Source organism: Streptomyces sp. NBC_01450 (genome assembly GCF_036227505.1).
Classification (GTDB): Bacteria; Actinomycetota; Actinomycetes; order Streptomycetales; family Streptomycetaceae; genus Streptomyces.
This window is the reverse complement of sequence record NZ_CP109481.1, coordinates 1,720,677-1,736,642: the sequence shown is the minus strand read 5'-3', so window position 1 is coordinate 1,736,642 and position 15,966 is coordinate 1,720,677. Positions and strand designations below refer to the sequence as shown.

Below are 15,966 nucleotides of genomic sequence, written 5' to 3'. Positions count from 1 at the left end.
CCGCCGCCTCTTCTCGCGAAGTGGGCCCTGCACATCGTTCCGCAGAGTTGACGTGACAGCCGCTGTCGCGTCCTGTCGACGCGATCGCGCCTCCGCCCATCACAACCCGTGCTGCACGCACATAAGGACCCCATGACCAGCGCAGCCACCCGCGCGGACGTCAAGCGGGGAACCATCCCCGTCTTCGCCACCGCGACTGCGATCACCGTCTCCAACATCTATTTCACCCAGCCGCTCCTCGACGAGATCGCCCGGGGCTTCGGGATAGCACCTTCCGCTGCCGGGCTGGTGGCCACGACAGGACAGATCGGCTATGCGCTGGGCATCATCGCCATCGTCCCGCTTGCTGACACCGTTCGGCTTCGCCGGTTGTCCATCCTTCTGCTGGCCGTCACTGCCACCGCCCTCCTCGCGGGCGCTTTCGCCCCCTCGGTCGCTCTGCTGAGCATGGCCACCCTCATACTCTCTGCCAGCACCGTGCTGCCACAGGTCATCATGCCGACCGTCGTCTCCATGGCGACTCCCGGCAATGCCGGTCGCGTCCTGGGAGCGGTGGGGACGGGGCTCACCATGGGCGCCCTGCTCTCGCGCACCGCCGCCGGCCTCATTGCCGAGGCCACAGGCACCTGGCGGGCAGGATTCGTCATCGCTGCCCTGGTCACCGGAGCCCTGCTCCTGGTCCTTCCGCGCTACATGCCGGACGACCGGCCGACCCCGACCGGAGCTTCGGAGAGCTACCTCCATCTGCTGGCGTCGCTCCCCAAGCTGATCGCCGAACACGCTTCCTTGCGTCTGTCGGCCGCACTGGGAGCGACGGTCTTCGCGGCCTTCTCCGCCTTCTGGTCGGCACTCGCCTTCCACCTCACCGCGGCCCCGATCTCACTGGGCCCCGCGGTGATCGGACTCTTCGGTCTGTTCAGCGTGCCCGGCGCCCTGGCCGCCCGTTACTCGGGGCGCCTCACTGACCGATGGGGCACGCGCAACGTCAACGTCCTGTCCCTCACGTCGGCGCTGCTCGCCTTCGCGCTGTTCGGGTTCGCCGGCCAGTCACTCATCGCCCTCGCTGTGGGCTGCAACCTTCTCGGCTACGGGACGACCAGCGGTCAGATAGCCAACCAGGCGCGTATCTTCGCCGCACCCCCGCGATCAGAGCTCGGCTCAACACCGTATACATCTTCGCGGTCTTCGCCGGAGGCGCCGTCGGATCCGCAGTCGCAGGGGTGCTGTTCTCTGCCTTGGGGTGGGCCGGTGTGGTGTTCAGCGGACTCGGCTTCCTGGTGCTCGCGGGCGTCGTCCTGGTGGGCTACGCCCTGCGCGCCCCCTGCGCAGCCGGCTGGACGACCGTAGCCGCCGACACCTTTGAGACGCATGCGGAGGACGACGGTCGCGTCGGCGACACCAGCAGCCGACGGTAGAGCGCGCGGCCGGATCTCCGTACACGGTAAGCCGCGACGGCACCGAGATCCGGGTCCGTCGCCCGGCCCACCCCACCGCCAGGCCGTTGACCAGGAGAAATGCAGAAGTCCTGCTGGAGTACCACCGGTGGTTTGGTTCCAGAGCACCTCTGCGGGCCTGGTGCGCCGAATCGCTGGGCAAGGCATGGACTTCCGCCTCAGTGTGGCGGTCGTGATCGGCGCACCGTGCCGTGGCAGTGAGGTGCCGTGCCAGAAGACTCAGTCGGTCAGGCCCGGATCGTTGGGGTGCGACTGCAGGGCAGTGATCACCGCGGTCATCCAAGGCCACAGGGGCAGGCTTCCCAGGACCTTCGCACGCAGCTCCGCCTCGTCGTCGGCGCACCATATGCCGATGCTGCGAAGCTCCCCGACCGGGCGCCATAGCCGGAACAAGTGACCTTCGGCGGCGAGCTCCTTGGCCCGCACGGCTTCGGCGGCGCGGCGCCGGTCGACCTCTCCTTGGTCGGTCCCCTCGGGCACGCTGGTGGTCAGCTCGACCAGGAACTCCTTCATGGTCTCTTCCTCTCTCGTTCCTTCGGGGGGCGCAGGGCTTCGCGACCGTCTGTGAGGAACCCCTGCGATGCCGGAAGAGTCGGTCTCTGTCTCGGCTCAATGCAAACAGGTCGGCGCGTCGTCGCCAGACGGCGAGTTGGGGCCGCATGCCCGGCGCGGTGAAGATGAAGCTCGCACGCGCCGGGCCCCGAGTGGTGCCGCCGGTTCAGGGCTCAGAGACCCGTCTCCACTGATGCTTCAGGGAAGGCGCGGGGACCATTGGCCGGCGGATCCATGTATGTGTCGGACGCTGCAGTTGGTGCGGTCCGTCGGCGACCGCCGGGGTGGTGCCGACAGGTTTGCGTGTGGTCAGGCAGCAGCCTTGAGCGCAGTGGCTATCTTGACGACGCGCTGAGCCTGGATGCCGGCAGCGGTGCGCGTGACGTCGTCCACGGGGTTGCCGCCCTGGGCGTCGACGTGGGAGGTGCCGTACGGGTTGCCGTCGACGAACTTGTGCGGGTCGGTGAAGCCAGGGGTAACGGTGATGCCGCCGAAGTGGTGCACCGAGTTGTAGAGCGCGAGGAGGGTCGACTCCTGGCCGGCATGAGCCGTGGCGGTGGAGACGAACCCGCTGTAGACCTTGTCGGCGAGCTTGCCCTCCGCCCACAGGCCGCCGAGGGTGTCGATGAACTGCTTGAGCTGGGAGGAGACGTTACCGAAGCGGGTCGGTGTGCCGAAGACAACGGCGTCGGCCCACTCGATGTCCTCGGGGGTGGCCTCGGGGATCCCGGCGGTGGCCGCGTGATTGGCGGCCCAGGCCGGGTTGGAGTCGATGGCGGCCTGAGGAGCGAGCTCAGCGACCTTCAGAAGACGGACCTCGGCGCCGGCCTTGACGCCTGCGTCGTGGAGCTCCTTGGCGATCTCCGTGATCGTGCCGGTGGACGAGTAGTAGACGATGGCGAGCTTGACGGGAGTGGCCATGGGGGCGCTCATTTCATGAGGGGCTTCGGATGAAGCTGATATAGTCGACCGGTCGTCTAGTTTAGATTAGTCGTCGAGACTGACGGCCGGACTCAATGAGGAGGCTACATAACATCCAGGTAGATGACAACCAGCATCCTGGCGAGCGGAGCTGTCCGGCGGTGGGTGAACGGTTTCACCGCCGTGGCGTCGCGCGTCCGTGACGAGACAACCGTCATGCCGACGGCGGCGCAGGTTGCCCAATGACTCCGGGGCGGCCCGGCGTCAGCAGGGCGCTATGCGCTCCAGCACCTTCGCGGCAGCGGCGATGTCACAGCCGTCCAGGTGCGAGAAGACGTGGCGCCGGACACTCGCGAGGTTGGTGGGCCAGACCTGCTTCAGCTGGGTCCATCCGGCGCTGGTGAGTACGGCGAGCCACGCCCGCCCGTCGTCGGGCGCCTTCTCCCGCAGGACCAGCGACTGCGACTCGAGCCGGTTGACCACTCGGGTCATGCCGCTCAGCGACAGCCCGCACATATTTGCGAGCTCACTCATTCGCATCTGGTGGTGCTGCGCCTCGGAGAGGTGCACCAATACCATGTACTCAACGCTGGAAATCGAGTGTTCTTCCAGCATGTCCGCGTCGACGACCCGCGGCAAAAGCGTCATTACTCTGCCCAGCGCCCGCAGGAAGGCCTCCTCGTCTGGATCGAGGGGCTCGATATTCTTCACGTCTGCCATGCGGCACAGTGTAAGTGGCGCTCCACAGACGAAGGCGACGACCGTACGGGCCGTTGGTCGGCTTCCTTCCATGCGGAGATATCCGGGACCCGGATAGATATACGTTTCTCGGATCATCGAATACGTATCACGTCACGCATACGGACACGAGCATCTGCATAGGAAAGTCGCCGAGGCCCGTACCCGTGTGCCCCGCCCAGGCATCCAGCCCGGCAGGGCACATCGGCCGGCCGGGCTACTGAGGCTGATCCGCCGGCGCCTTCGCCAGGGTGTACGTCACCGAGTGGTGCTGCCGGTGCCGCTCGACGCGCCCCTTGGCGACCAGCGACTCGAGGGTGTTCCGCACGACCTGGGGTGTCGGAGTCCGGTCCGGATGTTTCTGTAGGAACTCCTTGCGTACTTCCTTGGCCAGGCGCGGCTCGTCATGGCCGGCGAGCAGGGTCAGCAACATGTCTCCGAGCAGAGGCCGACGCGACTTCCCCTTCGCGCCGGACTTCGCCGTGCCGCTGGTCGTGCGGGTGGCCCTGCGTGCGGAGGCGGCGTCGGACACCCGCCGTACCCGTTGCGGCACGGGTCCTTCCTGGGCCTGCTCGGGCAGCCGCAGTGGGTCGGACAAACCCTCGTAGCGCTCGGCGAGCGTCAGGATCTCCTGAAGGAGAGCTTCCTCTTCTTTCAACATCCTGAGCTGTTCGGCGAGTTGAAGCTGTCGATGGCGATTTCGCTCAAGATCCGACACGGCCTGTTCCACGTACCGTGATCGGAGCGTGGCGGCTGGTTGGCTGGTCACAACCGTTCACTCCCTTACCCAATGGCGCTGCGCCGTGCATGGTATCGAGGTACTCACGACTGTGCAGATGTGCGGCATTACCCGAGGCGGCCGGCCGTCGACGTGTCGGCCGAAAGAGGCATCTACGCCCCCGCCGGAAGCACATGAAAATGCGAGGTCGGAATTCGGGCTCGTAACCAGTGTGCCGGGTGTGATCGGTGTGAGACATGCCGGGCGGCGCGCGGCCCGGAGCGACGTGACGCGCGACGCACGTGTACCTCTTCCGGCGCTCGTCCACCGCACCGGCCCGGCGTCACACGTGCGGCAGCTTTCGGGCACTTGTCTCTGTCTACAGTGCGCAGGCGGAGGCTGCTTCGGGCCTCTGTTTGCTGTGACGGAGAACCGCACAGCCGTAGGGAGGTGGTGGGAGGTACCTACAACGATCCGTTCTCGGAGGCCGACCCGATCGAGGCGGTACACCATGCGATGGTGGTGAAGCCGCGCAAGCTCCGCGCGGGGTTCCCGACGGAGACGGCCGCCTGACCGGCACGGCTCGCGTACTCGATGGCCAGGGCCGGTGCCGGGGCGGGGGTGTTCCGCCCCGGCACCACCGGGTGGCTCAGGCCGCCGTGTCGAGCACGACGCGGAAACGGGCCTTGCCGGAGAGCATGCGCTCGTAGGCTTCCGGCGCCTTGGTGAAGGGCATGACTTCGAGGCTGGGGCGGATGTCGTGGGCGAGGCTGAAGGCGAGGTTGTCCTCGTTCTGGATGGAGGAACCGGTCAGGCTGCCGAGGATGGAGTGGGTGCCGAAGATCAGGTCGGGGGTGGCGACGGTCAGTGGGTCGGGTGCGGCACCGACGACGACGAGTCTGCCGCCCGGTGCGAGGCCGCGGACCAGCGGGTTCATGGAGGATCCGCTGGAGGCGGTGGCGACGATGAGGGAGGCGCCGCCCAGGGCGCTGAGTGCGGCCGCGGGGTCGGTGTTGGTGCTGTCGATGTATTCGTGGGCGCCCAGTTGCCGTGCGTACGCCTCCTTCTCCTCGCCCCGGGCTATGGCGGCGACCCGGTATCCGAGGCTGCGCGCGTACTGGAGGGCGAGGTGTCCCAAGCCGCCGATGCCCTGCACGGCGACCAGGGCGCCGGCTCGGGTGGGTCCCTGCTGGAGGGCGATGAAGGTGGTCAGTCCGGCGCACAGCAGTGGAGCGGCGTCGATGGCCGAAAGGCCCTTGGGGATGCGCACGAGGCCGCTGGCCCGGGCGTAGACCACCTCCGCGTATCCGCCGTCGATGGTGGTTCCGGTCTGTTCCTGGTTGAGGCAGTTGACGAAGTCGCCGCGGCGGCACGGCTCGCACTCCCAGCACTGGCCGTTCAGGAAGCCGACGCCGACGCGGTCACCGGGCTGCCAGGTGGTGACGCCGGCCCCGACGGCGTCGATGACGCCGACGATCTCATGCCCGGGAACGAGGGGGCGTGAGGGGTCGCTGCGCAGGCCTTCCACGGCCAGCACGTCGGTGTGGCAGACGCCGCAGGCCTCCACGCGCAGACGCACCTGGCCGGGTGCGGGATCGGTCAGCTCGCGCTCGACCAGCTGCAGGTTATGGACACCAGTGGCCTCGAAGGCCCGGTATGTGGACATGACTGCTCCTGAGTGTGGTGCTGCCCGGGAGGGCAGGGCTGGGTGCCGACCAGCGGTTCCGTGGCACACCGCGGTAGCGCGGTGCAGTTCAAAATGACCGGTCGTCTTAAAACACTAGCCCATCTCCCGTCCTCTGGTGCACCTCGTGCGTGGCGAAGCCGCCTCAGCCTGCGGCGGGGACGGCCAGTACGGCGTTGTGCGGCGCCTGACCGCGGGCGAGGCGGTTCATGCCTGGCGAGCATGCGTTGACCCGCAGCAGGAACGCGGTGGTGAACGCGCCGGCATGGGGGCTGATGAGCACGCCCGGCGCGGCCCACAGCGGATGTTCCCTGGGCGGGGGCTCGGGGTGGTCACGTCCAGGGCCGCGTGAAGCCGGCCGCCTTCTACTTACGCGAGCAGTGCCTCGGTGTTCACCACCGCACCAGGTGCCACATTGGCCAACAGGGTGCCGTCCTTCATGGTCTTCAAGAAGTCCACGTCCACCAGATGGCGCGTCCTCTCGGTGAGCGGCACCGAGATGACCTTCGAGGCGCCGGGTGAGGAGAAGGACCTCAGGACCCTTGTGCGACTTCCCGACTATAATATGGTCGGTCATCTTGATTGAGCGGCCCCCAGCCTCCACGACTCGCACGTTGCAGACCCACTGGCCGCGCACGTATCTGCGGAGCCGTGTCCGGGCGTCTCGTCAGGCGCCCGGAGATGTTCGACAGAAGGTGGGAATGATGGGACGAGCCTCCAAGCGGGAGGAGATCGCGCAGGCGGCCTTCCGGCAGTTCCACGCGCAGGGCTTCAATGCCACGGGCATCAGCGACATCGTCAAGGCCGCGGGTGTTCCCAAGGGTTCGTTCTACAACCACTTCTCCAGCAAGGAGGAGAGCGCCCTGGAGGCACTGGACCGGTACGGGGCCTCCCTGCGCTTCGAGATGTTCACGGCGCCGGGTCGTCCCCCGCTGGAGAGGCTCCGGGCGCACTTCGAGTTCCTGAGCAAGGACACGGTGGAGAACGGGTTCGTCCGTGGATGCCTGGTGGGCAACTTCGGCGCGGAGGTCGCCGACCACAACGAGGAGATCCGGGCCGCGGTCAAGCAGGGGTTCGACCGATGGGCGGTGCAGATCCGGCAGGTCCTCGCCGAGGCCCAGGAGGCGGGTGACGTGGACGAGGATCTCGACACCGAGGCCACCGCGCTGTTCATCCTCAGCGCGTGGGAGGGGACGCTGATCGCGGCACGCGCCGACAAGTCGGCTGCGGCCGTGGACGCGTTCTTCCGTACGGTTTTCGACGTGGTGCTGCGCCCGCACTGACCGTCCCGCCCGATGGCCGTCCTCCGGTGGCGGCACCCGCCACCGTTGCCGCGCAACCGGGCTTCATTTGCGAGTGGTTGACCCGGTACGTCCCTGGTGGCGCACTGGGTCCGCTTCTTCGAATGTGCGACCGCGACCTCGATGAACATCCGGGGGAGGGTCTCCACGCATCACAACTCCGTGAGCATCGACAACAGCGGCGTGAAGGGTTTCGGCTGGTCGAAGAGCCTCGGTCCCGAGCGCCGTCGCCCGGGACCTTCACCCGCGGGGGCTCACACACCGGGTGACTTCGGGCGGATCAGGTGTCGTCCCGCAGAATGGTGAGTACGCGAAGGGCCTCCAGGTAGATCCAGACCAGGGTCGCGGTGAGGCCGAAGGCCGCCAGCCAGGACTCCTCGCGCGGCGCGCCGTAGGCGATCGCGTCCTCGACCTGCTTGAAGTCCAGGGCGAGGAAGCACGCGCCGAGAAGGACGCCGGCGACGCCGAAGACGACCCCGAGTCCGCCGCTGCCGAGTCCGAGGCCGTTGCCCGCGCCGAGGGCGGAGAGCAGGAGATCCACGGCCGTCAGCAGGAGGAAGCCAGTGGCGGAGGCGAGCACGAAGCCGAAGAACCTTCGGGTGACACGTATCCAGCGCATCCGGTACGCGATCAGCACACCCGCGAACACGGCGAAGGTGCCGAGGACCGCCTGGACTATGACGCCGGGTGCGACGTATGTCGACGTCGTGTCGGAGATGACGCCGAGGAAGACACCTTCGAACGCCGCGTAACCGAGGATCAGGGCCGGGGACGGTGTGCGCTTGAACGTCTGGACGAGCGAGAGGACGAAGGCGGTGAGGGCGGCGGTGACGGCGATCCCGTAGGAGCGGCCGAGCGCGTCCTGGTCGACGGGCAGCAGCACCCATGACAGTGCCGCTGTCAGGACCGGGCCCGTATTTCAATAACTGTCAGCGACGGGTTTCCGCGGGGGTTGTTCGGGCGTGTAGCTGTTCCAATGTGCGGGCGGGCGATCCGGGTATCGGCGTGACGAGGATCCGGTGCAGGTCCAGGAGCCGTTTTGCGTCCTGGTACTGGATGGACAGGTTGGTGCGGTTGACGCCCAGTAGTTGGGCCAGGAACGTCATGGTCACCGCTCTGCGGCGGCGCAGGATGGCTGCCAGGAGCCGGTGGGTGTGGTCCACACTGCTGGTCTGTGGGTGGCGGTAGCTGCGCGGGCGGTGGAAGCGTCGCTGGAATGCTGCCTCGGCCAAGGCGTCCCAGAAAGGCTCCGAGACCGCCACTAAATGCTCGAAGGCGGTTCGTGACATGCCGGTCAGGGCCGGATCGGTGAGCATCGCGGTCAGGGCCGGGTCGGTCCGGTGTGTCGTTGTCGGCGCGTCTGGCGCTCGCGGTGGAACGGGAGACAGTGTGTAGTTCCAGTCGCCGTGGAAGGTGTTGGGTGTGATCGGAAGGGTGTGGAACTCGGCGGGTGTGACGCTGATGCCGAGGTCGTAGTTGCCTGTGTCCAGTTCGGCCCCGATGGTCAGGCCGGTCTTGGTTGTTGTGGCGGCGATGGTCTCGAGGACGACCTGGTAGCTGGTCAGCGGCCGCCCCCGCCAGTTCGCGGTGATATGACAGAACATCCGGTGCTCTATCTTGTTCCAGTGTGTCCTGAATGCAGAGGGGAATTCGATGTAGGACGAGTTACTCGAAGCAGTGCTGCGTGACCGATGAAGGATTGGCCCTTCGAAGTCGCCCTGCGGGGGGAGACTTCAAACCGCCTCATGCCGCGTTAGCCGAAGACTGTCGTGGTGAGCGATGAGGAAAAGGCGTCCAAGAGGCGTCAGGTGGGGATCAGGGAGACGAACGCAAGTGAATCGTTGCTGACGTGTCGAAAAGATTCCGACGACATCAAAACCGGGGAGCTTGGAACCGTCCCGGGATAAGCCTGGCGGGAGCCCGTCGACTGGCCAGGCGGTGTCCGGCATGGAGACGACGTGAACCTGATCTGCTGCGGTCATGTGGAACTGGAGAAGGCGCGTACCGATACAGCCCGTCCTGGTAGGGGCGCGCGAGAGGGAGCACCCCGAGCGGTTGTGCCGTGAAGGGGCCGAGTACCGATGCGGGACGCGCCGGCGGACCGGCTCGTAGTAGTGGAGAAGCCCCTATAACGGGGGTGGAGCGAAGGGGCCGGGTCGTCCGTGACTGAGTTGATCGCATCAACCGGACGGTGTCCGGGAGGAGTTCGGTGAGCCAGTTGAAGTCGCAGGCCAAGCCGTTTGAGATTTCTAAGTGGGAAGTCAAGGAAGCATGGGAGGAAGTCAGGGCTAACAAGGGGGCACCGGGAGTGGACGGACAGAGCATCGCCGACTTCGAGAAAGACCTGAAGAACAACCTCTACAAGGTCTGGAACCGGATGTCGTCGGGCTCCTACTTTCCTCCGCCGGTGCGTGCGGTGGCCATTCCCAAGCCACATGGAGGCGGCGAGAGAACCCTCGGGATTCCCGCCGTCGCTGATCGTGTGGCTCAGGCCGTCGTGGCCCGGCATCTGGTGCGGAGGGTGGATCCTATTTTCCATCCGGACAGCTTCGGATACCGGCCCGGACGGTCCGCCTTGGACGCCGTGGAGAAGTGTCGGGAACGCAGCTGGAAACGGGACTGGGTTGTCGAGTTCGACATCTCCCAGTTCTTCGACAGTGTGCCCTGGGACCTCCTGGTCAAGGCGGTGGTAGCGCACACCGACGCCGTTTGGGTGAAGCTGTATGTGCGGAGGTGGCTTGCTGCCCCGCTCAAGATGCCCGACGGCACCCTGCTGGAACGGAAGTGCGGGACGCCACAAGGAGCCCCGGTTTCTCCCGTTTTGGCGAACCTGTTCCTGCACTACGCGTTCGACGTCTGGATGGCCCGGGAGTTCCCTGCTGTCTCGTTCGAACGCTATGCGGACGATGCGGTCGTGCACTGCGTCACCGAGCGCCAGGCCCACCAAGTGCTGGCCGCGCTCTCGGACAGGATGGCCGAGGTCGGGCTGTGTCTGCACCCGGCCAAGACCCGGATCGTGTACTGCCGGGACGGATTGCGGCGCGGCTCGTACGAGCACACGTCTTTCACGTTCCTGGGGTTCACGCTCCAACAGCGCCAGATGCGGGACAAGAACGGCCGCATCAGATGGTCGTTCCGTCCCGCGGTCAGCAGGGACGCCCTCAAACGACTCGGCGAGGAGGTCCGCTCCTGGCGGCTTCACCGGCGGGTCAACCTCACCGTGGAAGAACTCGCGCAGCGGATCAATCCGATCGTCGCGGGCTGGATGCAGTACTACGGCCGGTTCTATCGATCGGCCTTGTATCCAATTCTGATGCGCATCAACGCCTACCTGGTGCGCTGGCTACGCAACAAGTACAGACGGTTTCGCGCGATGAGGAAGGCCATCGCGGCCTTCCAGAGGGCAGCCAAGCGCCGCCCGGGGATGTTCGCGCAGTGGAGATGGATCAGTTCCCCCTCCTTGGCCTGGTGATCAGGACGACAAGAGCCGTATGACGAGAGATCGTCACGTACGGATCTGTGGGAGCCGGAGGGTGTGACTCCCTCCGGCTACCCGACCTTCGAAGTCCCCGGCGGTAGGTGACAGACCGTGATCTCCAGGCCGGTCTCTCGTGCGAAGGCGGCAAGGTTGCTTTTCCAGGTCCAGCGCCGGGGGTCGTTGGAGCCGCCGGAGTCGGCGGTGATCAGGAGCCTGCCGGCATTCGGGTGGTCCGCCTGTCCGCGGTGCTGCCACCAGCGTCGGATGGACTCCACCGCGAACTGGGCGGTGTCGTGGTCGGTGCCGACGTTGACCCATCCGGTGTTGTTGGCGATGTCGTAGATCCCGTAGGGGATCGCCATGGGCTGGTCGTTGGTGGTGAACGTGTGGCAGTCCACCTTGATCGCGTTCTTGCCCGGCCGCCAGGTGCGACCGGGCCGGTCCCGGTTGCCGAGCCATTCCTTGGCCTTGGTGTCGACGCTGATCACCGGCTGGGCGTCGTTGAGGAACTCGGCGGCGGTGGCATTGAGGTGGGTGAACTGGGCATCGCGGTCCGGATGCCTGATGCCCTCCGTCGTCTTCGCGGTTCCCTGCAGGCTGTAGCCCAGGGTGTGCAGCAGGTGTCCGACGGTTGAAGCGCTGATCGGGTGGCCCTGTGTGGTGAGGGCCGAGGCCAGGGCCCGTAACGACAGCGTGGTCCACCGCAACGGGGAGACGGGATCGCCTCGGGTGTGCGGCTCGATCAGCGACTCCAGCGCGGGCAGCAGACCAGGGTCGGTGACTGTCAGCCGCTTGCGGCCCGCACCTGGAGCCCGGACCCGCAGGGTCGGTGAGGAGCAACCGGCCAACTCGGCCATACCTCGCGCGATGGTTGCAGTGCTGGTGCCGGAGGCGGCGGCGACCCGGACGATCCCGCCGCGGCCGAGGGCCGTCGCCTCACTGGCCAGGTACAACCGACGGCGGCGCTCATCGAAGTGCGGCAGGATCTGATCGAACTTGGCCCGCAGAGCACGAGCGGCAACGCGGCCTGACAGACACGGGGTCATATCTCAGACTCCCACCAACACCCCTCTGCCGAGCACTTATTGAAATACGGGCCCACCACGGTCCCGAGCGTTGCCGCGGTGCGGACGATCACGTCGTCCATCGTCATCGTCATCGGCATCGTCATCCGGACGGTCGGGGATTCCTTGAGCAGGCTCGAACCACCTACTCCGGCGTACGGGTTGACGAGGTGATCGCCCGCGGAACCGGCGCCGGCCGGACGGTCGAAGCCCCGGCGGGAGAAGATCGGATTGCTGCTCTTCACGTGATTCGTTCCTCTCAGTCCGCTGCGGGTCACAGGCGGAACCGTCTCGGGAAGTCGTAACCATTCTGACCGGTGACGACAGCGAGGGCAAGCATAGATCACCCCTCGGAGAGGTGACGGCAATCTCACCTCGTACGGCTCCGGTGCGCATTGGCTCCGCTCGCCGGGCCACGGCGAGATACGCGAGGTGACCCTGCCGGAGCCCAGCGAGGGCGACGTGGTGGTGCGTGCGCTGTGGTCCGGCGGGAGCCGGGGGGACCGAGACGCTCTGCGTGCGCAACATCCGCGGCGCGTTGTACAAAACGCTCGGCGGATTCGCCGGCAGCGGACCAGGGTCGAACTCGCCCTACAGGAACTGAGCTTCTTCTCCACCGAGGTGAGCGTTCTCGGTGTCTGTCCCGCGCACGCGTACCGGCTGGACGGACGACTGAGCTGAGCGCCGGCGGTGAGCCGGATCACGCCACTGGCCTGGGGCGTCGCGGAATGCCGCGCCGCCAGGGCCGGTTATCCGGTCACCGCGCCGGTTCCGGGTCGGCAGCCCGGTTCCCGGCGCTGGCCGGCGCGGCGGTGCAGAAGACCGATGTACCGATGGGAAGTGCCGTGAAGCGATCTGAGCCCGGGGACACCCTTGCTCGCCTGCGCCGTGTTCGCCTGCCCGGAACCGTCCGGGCCTGTCCGGCACAGCCGCGCCCACGGCGGACGTCATCGGCAGTGGTGTCCGTCAAACGGGCGCCGTCTGGTGATCACGAATGCCCAGCAGGGCGAGGCAGCTCGGCCAGAGCACGCTGAGGTGCGCGCGTTCCCGTCCGGCTGTCGCGTCGGCGGGAACAGGGGGAGGGGGCCCGGTGCCGGAGCCGCACCGGGTCCCCGACACCACCGTCGCGAACCCCGTCGAATGGCTCGCGTGCGCACGGAGCGGCCGAGCCGGACTCCCTACCCCTGCCCGCAGTTCGTCGCCGACCTCATGACGATGAAGGGCGTCGTCGCACGCTCGGACGGTCGTACGCCATCGCGGGTGTCCTGGGGGTACACGTATCCAGTGCGAGGGGTAGGCCAGCCCAAACGCAGCGGCACAGATGAAGCCGTACCACCGGTCCGCGCGATGGTGTCGTCCGCCAGGACGCCAGTCGAGCGAGACGTCCGTTCCACCACGGCCGCTCGGCCGGTGGATCCCGTCGGTCATTACGGCGTAATGACCGGTGCTGTGCCTGAGTGGGGTGCCCGCCGGGCCGCGCCGGAGGGTGGTTTGTGCGTGAAAAAGAGTATGGGACGCTTTTGTATCGTACTCTCCGGTCTCCTCCACAGGGCGGCGTGCCGGCGTCAACGCCTCGTCGATCTCACCAGGTTGTTGTATTCGCGTCTGAGGAGCTTCGCCGCCTGACACGGTCTGCCGTGGGTCCGGCAGGTCCAGCAGGCTTTGACATGCGCCTCGTGGGTGAGCCGTACCTGTTCCATCAGCTCGCTCTCCGTTGGCATGTTGCGCTCTTCTTCCTGTGATGGGGGTCGCGCAGACACTCGTGGTCGGCGCCGCCGGGTGTGAATACATGCCTTACGAGGTGAAGGCGAGATACGTATTTCGTGGGGGATTCGTGGCGGCGTGTGCCACACAGTGGAGGGCTTGATCGGCGCGCCGATCTGGTTCGTCCACCGTCCATTCACCGGGAGATCGGTCCCCGGTCGCGACTTGACCTGTGTGTTCAGTCCCGGACAGACACTTGATCGCCGTTTGTCATCTCGTGTCTGCCCGGGTCGACGTGCTTCTGTCTAGCGTCATTGTTGCTTGGACAATCAATCTGAAAGAGTTCCCATGTGTAACAACGGTGACAACCCGACTCAAGAACCGGCTGGGCACAGTCGGCGAGGGTTTCTGCGCAACACGGCACTGGCCGGTGCGGGGGCGGCGGTCGTCGGGACCGGGGCGTCCGTGATCGGTGCGTCGCCCGCCTTCGCCGCGGACGCCACCAAGACCGCCGGGGTCGGCAAGTGGAATCCGGATCCGACCTCGCTCCAGTTCACCGTCGCGGTCATGCCGGACACTCAGTTCCTGTACTGGGGCAGCCAGGACAGCGTCAACCGGACGCCGCAGGAGGAGTCGTTCCGCTACATCATCAACAACAGCGCGAACCCCGACAGCAACATCGTGTTCATGGCGCACCTCGGTGACATGACACAGGACGCCGACCCGTCGTCGTTCGAGCAGGTCGACAAGGCGTTCGCCCTGCTGGACGCGCACGGTGCCGCGTACAGCGTGGTGGCCGGCAACCACGATCTGAGCGGCGACGACACCCGCGGCGACACGACGTACCTGCAGACCATGGGCCCGCGCCGGTTCAAGCACTCGAAGACGTTCGCCGGATCGGATGCGACCGGCTACAACACCGCGCACATCTTCCAGGCCGCCGGGCGTTCCTGGCTGCTGCTGGCCCTGGACTGGCGGACCACCGACCAGGGCTTCGCCTGGGCCGACGAGGTCATCAAGGCCCACCCGAAGATGCCGGTGATCATCACGACGCACGACATGGTCTGGTCGACGTACGATGACAACGTTTTCCCTTACGAGTCCGGTGACCCGGAGGACAACGCCGGGCTCTCCGACCACGGCCAGACGGTCTGGGACAAGCTGGTCGACGACAACGACCAGGTCTTCCTGACCATCAACGGCCACTACTGGCCGCCCGGGCGTACCACCAAGAAGAACGCCGCCGGCAACGACGTGCACCTGCACATCGCGAACTACCAGAACCGCTACTTCGGCGGTGGCGGCATGATCCGGCTGTACCACTTCGACCTGGTCCGCAACACGATCGACGTCGAGACGATCAACCCGTGGATCCTGGCCCAGGCCCCGGAGTCCCGCAACGAGTTGGCGGCCGAGCTCGCCCGGGTCAGCGGTCCGGTCGACAACTTCTCGGTGCCGATCGACTTCAAGGAGCGGTTCTCCGGGTTCGACCCTGTTCCGGTGCGGCCGGCCAGGCCCGCGGCACGGGAGCTGGTGAAGGGCACGCTGGCGTACTGGCGCTTCGACGGGCAGGGCGCTGCAGGCACGGCGCTCACCGAGGGCCAGCGGATCCGCGACCTGTCGGGCAAGGGCAACGACCTGACGGTGGTGAGCGTGCCGGGCAGCGCGGCCGATGCGCTGACCTGGTCCGCCGACCACCACCCCGACCAGCCCGGCCATGCCAGCCTCCAGTTCGTCGGCGGCCGGAACCCGGTCCACGGTGCGTATCTGACCACCGGGGCGGCGGCACCGCTGAACTCCGAGACGTTCAGGACCGGGTACACGATCGAGACGTTCGTCAGGATGCCGCTGGACTGGGATGCGGGTAAGAACGGCAACGCGTCGTTCCTCAGCCGCCGTGGCTCGGCCGGGGCCGCCGGCAAGCATGGCAAGAACACCGACCCGCACGAGCCGCTGGCCCAGTTCGCCATCACGAACAACGGCCGCGAGCCGCAGTTCAACCACTACCCGGTGAACGACACCTACCCGACGACCAACTGGGGTCACGGCCTGGTGGAGCTCAAGTGGTGGCACCTGGCCGTGGTCAACGACGGCCGCTTCACGAGGCTTTACGTAGAGGGCGCCCCGGTCGTCGACAACCCGAAGCGGCCGTCGGTCGGCCTCACCTCGCTCGGGCTGCCCTGGCTGGTGGGCGGCCACGAGTACGCGGGCGCCATCGACGTCGTCTTCCACGGCAACGTCGGTGACATCCGGATCGTGAACCGTCCCCTGCCCAAGGACGAGTTCCTGACCGCCAAGTAGGGCACTGCCTCCCGGCTCCGGCCCAGCGACCGGAGCCGGGAGGCCCGTCTC

11 protein-coding genes and 4 pseudogenes are annotated in these 15,966 nt (G+C 66.8%); 5 read left to right on the top strand and 10 right to left on the bottom strand.

Going from position 1 to position 15,966, the window contains the following annotated elements; all coding sequences use genetic code 11:
• Positions 1–132: 132 nt before the first annotated feature.
• Positions 133–1,347, top strand: coding sequence for an MFS transporter (locus OG568_RS56735; protein ID WP_329537805.1), 1,215 nt, complete (start codon positions 133–135; stop codon positions 1,345–1,347).
• Between the two features lie 326 nt (positions 1,348–1,673).
• Here the strand turns inward: OG568_RS56735 and OG568_RS56730 are convergent, their stop codons facing one another.
• The gene (locus tag OG568_RS56730) at positions 1,674–1,967 is read right to left on the bottom strand and encodes a muconolactone Delta-isomerase family protein (RefSeq protein ID WP_266593281.1); all 294 of its coding nucleotides are present in this window, start codon (positions 1,965–1,967) and stop codon (positions 1,674–1,676) included.
• 348 nt (positions 1,968–2,315) lie between these two features.
• Entirely contained in the window at positions 2,316–2,927 is a 612-nt protein-coding gene (gene wrbA / locus OG568_RS56725; RefSeq protein WP_329537804.1) for an NAD(P)H:quinone oxidoreductase, read from the bottom strand.
• A 123-nt stretch (positions 2,928–3,050) separates the two neighbouring features.
• On the opposite strand from wrbA, the gene OG568_RS56720 reads away from it, so the two are divergent.
• Entirely contained in the window at positions 3,051–3,173 is a 123-nt protein-coding gene (locus tag OG568_RS56720; protein ID WP_329537802.1) for a hypothetical protein, read from the top strand.
• Positions 3,174–3,191: 18 nt separating this feature from the next.
• Here the strand turns inward: OG568_RS56720 and OG568_RS56715 are convergent, their stop codons facing one another.
• From OG568_RS56715 to OG568_RS56700, 4 genes and pseudogenes are all read right to left on the bottom strand, one after another.
• Positions 3,192–3,647: a MarR family winged helix-turn-helix transcriptional regulator gene (locus OG568_RS56715; protein ID WP_266434795.1), complete on the bottom strand. Its 456-nt coding sequence runs from the start codon at positions 3,645–3,647 to the stop codon at positions 3,192–3,194.
• Between the two features lie 235 nt (positions 3,648–3,882).
• Entirely contained in the window at positions 3,883–4,434 is a 552-nt protein-coding gene (locus OG568_RS56710) for a hypothetical protein (protein WP_329537801.1), read from the bottom strand.
• Positions 4,435–5,032: 598 nt separating this feature from the next.
• Positions 5,033–6,049 (bottom strand): alcohol dehydrogenase catalytic domain-containing protein, encoded by a 1,017-nt coding sequence (locus OG568_RS56705; protein ID WP_329537800.1) that lies wholly within the window; start codon positions 6,047–6,049, stop codon positions 5,033–5,035.
• A 163-nt stretch (positions 6,050–6,212) separates the two neighbouring features.
• Positions 6,213–6,571, bottom strand: a pseudogene (locus tag OG568_RS56700) (NAD(P)-dependent oxidoreductase); the annotation flags it as partial.
• 200 nt (positions 6,572–6,771) lie between these two features.
• On the opposite strand from OG568_RS56700, the gene OG568_RS56695 reads away from it, so the two are divergent.
• Positions 6,772–7,350: a TetR/AcrR family transcriptional regulator gene (locus tag OG568_RS56695; RefSeq protein ID WP_329537799.1), complete on the top strand. Its 579-nt coding sequence runs from the start codon at positions 6,772–6,774 to the stop codon at positions 7,348–7,350.
• A gap of 298 nt (positions 7,351–7,648) precedes the next feature.
• Here the strand turns inward: OG568_RS56695 and OG568_RS56690 are convergent.
• Positions 7,649–8,275, bottom strand: a pseudogene (locus OG568_RS56690) (Bax inhibitor-1/YccA family protein); the annotation flags it as partial.
• Positions 8,269–8,993, bottom strand: a pseudogene (locus OG568_RS56685) (ISAzo13-like element transposase-related protein); the annotation flags it as partial. The pseudogenes OG568_RS56685 and OG568_RS56690, both read right to left, overlap by 7 nt.
• A 584-nt stretch (positions 8,994–9,577) precedes the next feature.
• Here OG568_RS56685 and ltrA point away from each other — a divergent pair.
• Positions 9,578–10,840 carry a group II intron reverse transcriptase/maturase gene (gene ltrA / locus OG568_RS56680; protein ID WP_329537798.1) on the top strand — a complete coding sequence of 421 codons (1,263 nt, stop codon included), beginning with the start codon at positions 9,578–9,580 and terminating at the stop codon, positions 10,838–10,840.
• Between the two features lie 86 nt (positions 10,841–10,926).
• Here the strand turns inward: ltrA and OG568_RS56675 are convergent.
• Positions 10,927–11,892, bottom strand: a pseudogene (locus tag OG568_RS56675) (ISAzo13 family transposase); the annotation flags it as partial.
• Positions 11,889–12,155, bottom strand: a complete 267-nt coding sequence (locus tag OG568_RS56670; RefSeq protein ID WP_329537797.1) for a hypothetical protein — start codon at positions 12,153–12,155, stop codon at positions 11,889–11,891. The pseudogene OG568_RS56675 and the gene OG568_RS56670, both read right to left, overlap by 4 nt.
• Before the next feature lie 1,807 nt (positions 12,156–13,962).
• Between OG568_RS56670 and OG568_RS56665 the strand changes: the two genes are divergently transcribed.
• Entirely contained in the window at positions 13,963–15,915 is a 1,953-nt protein-coding gene (locus tag OG568_RS56665) for a LamG-like jellyroll fold domain-containing protein (RefSeq protein WP_329537796.1), read from the top strand.
• The last annotated feature ends 51 nt before the right edge of the window (positions 15,916–15,966 follow it).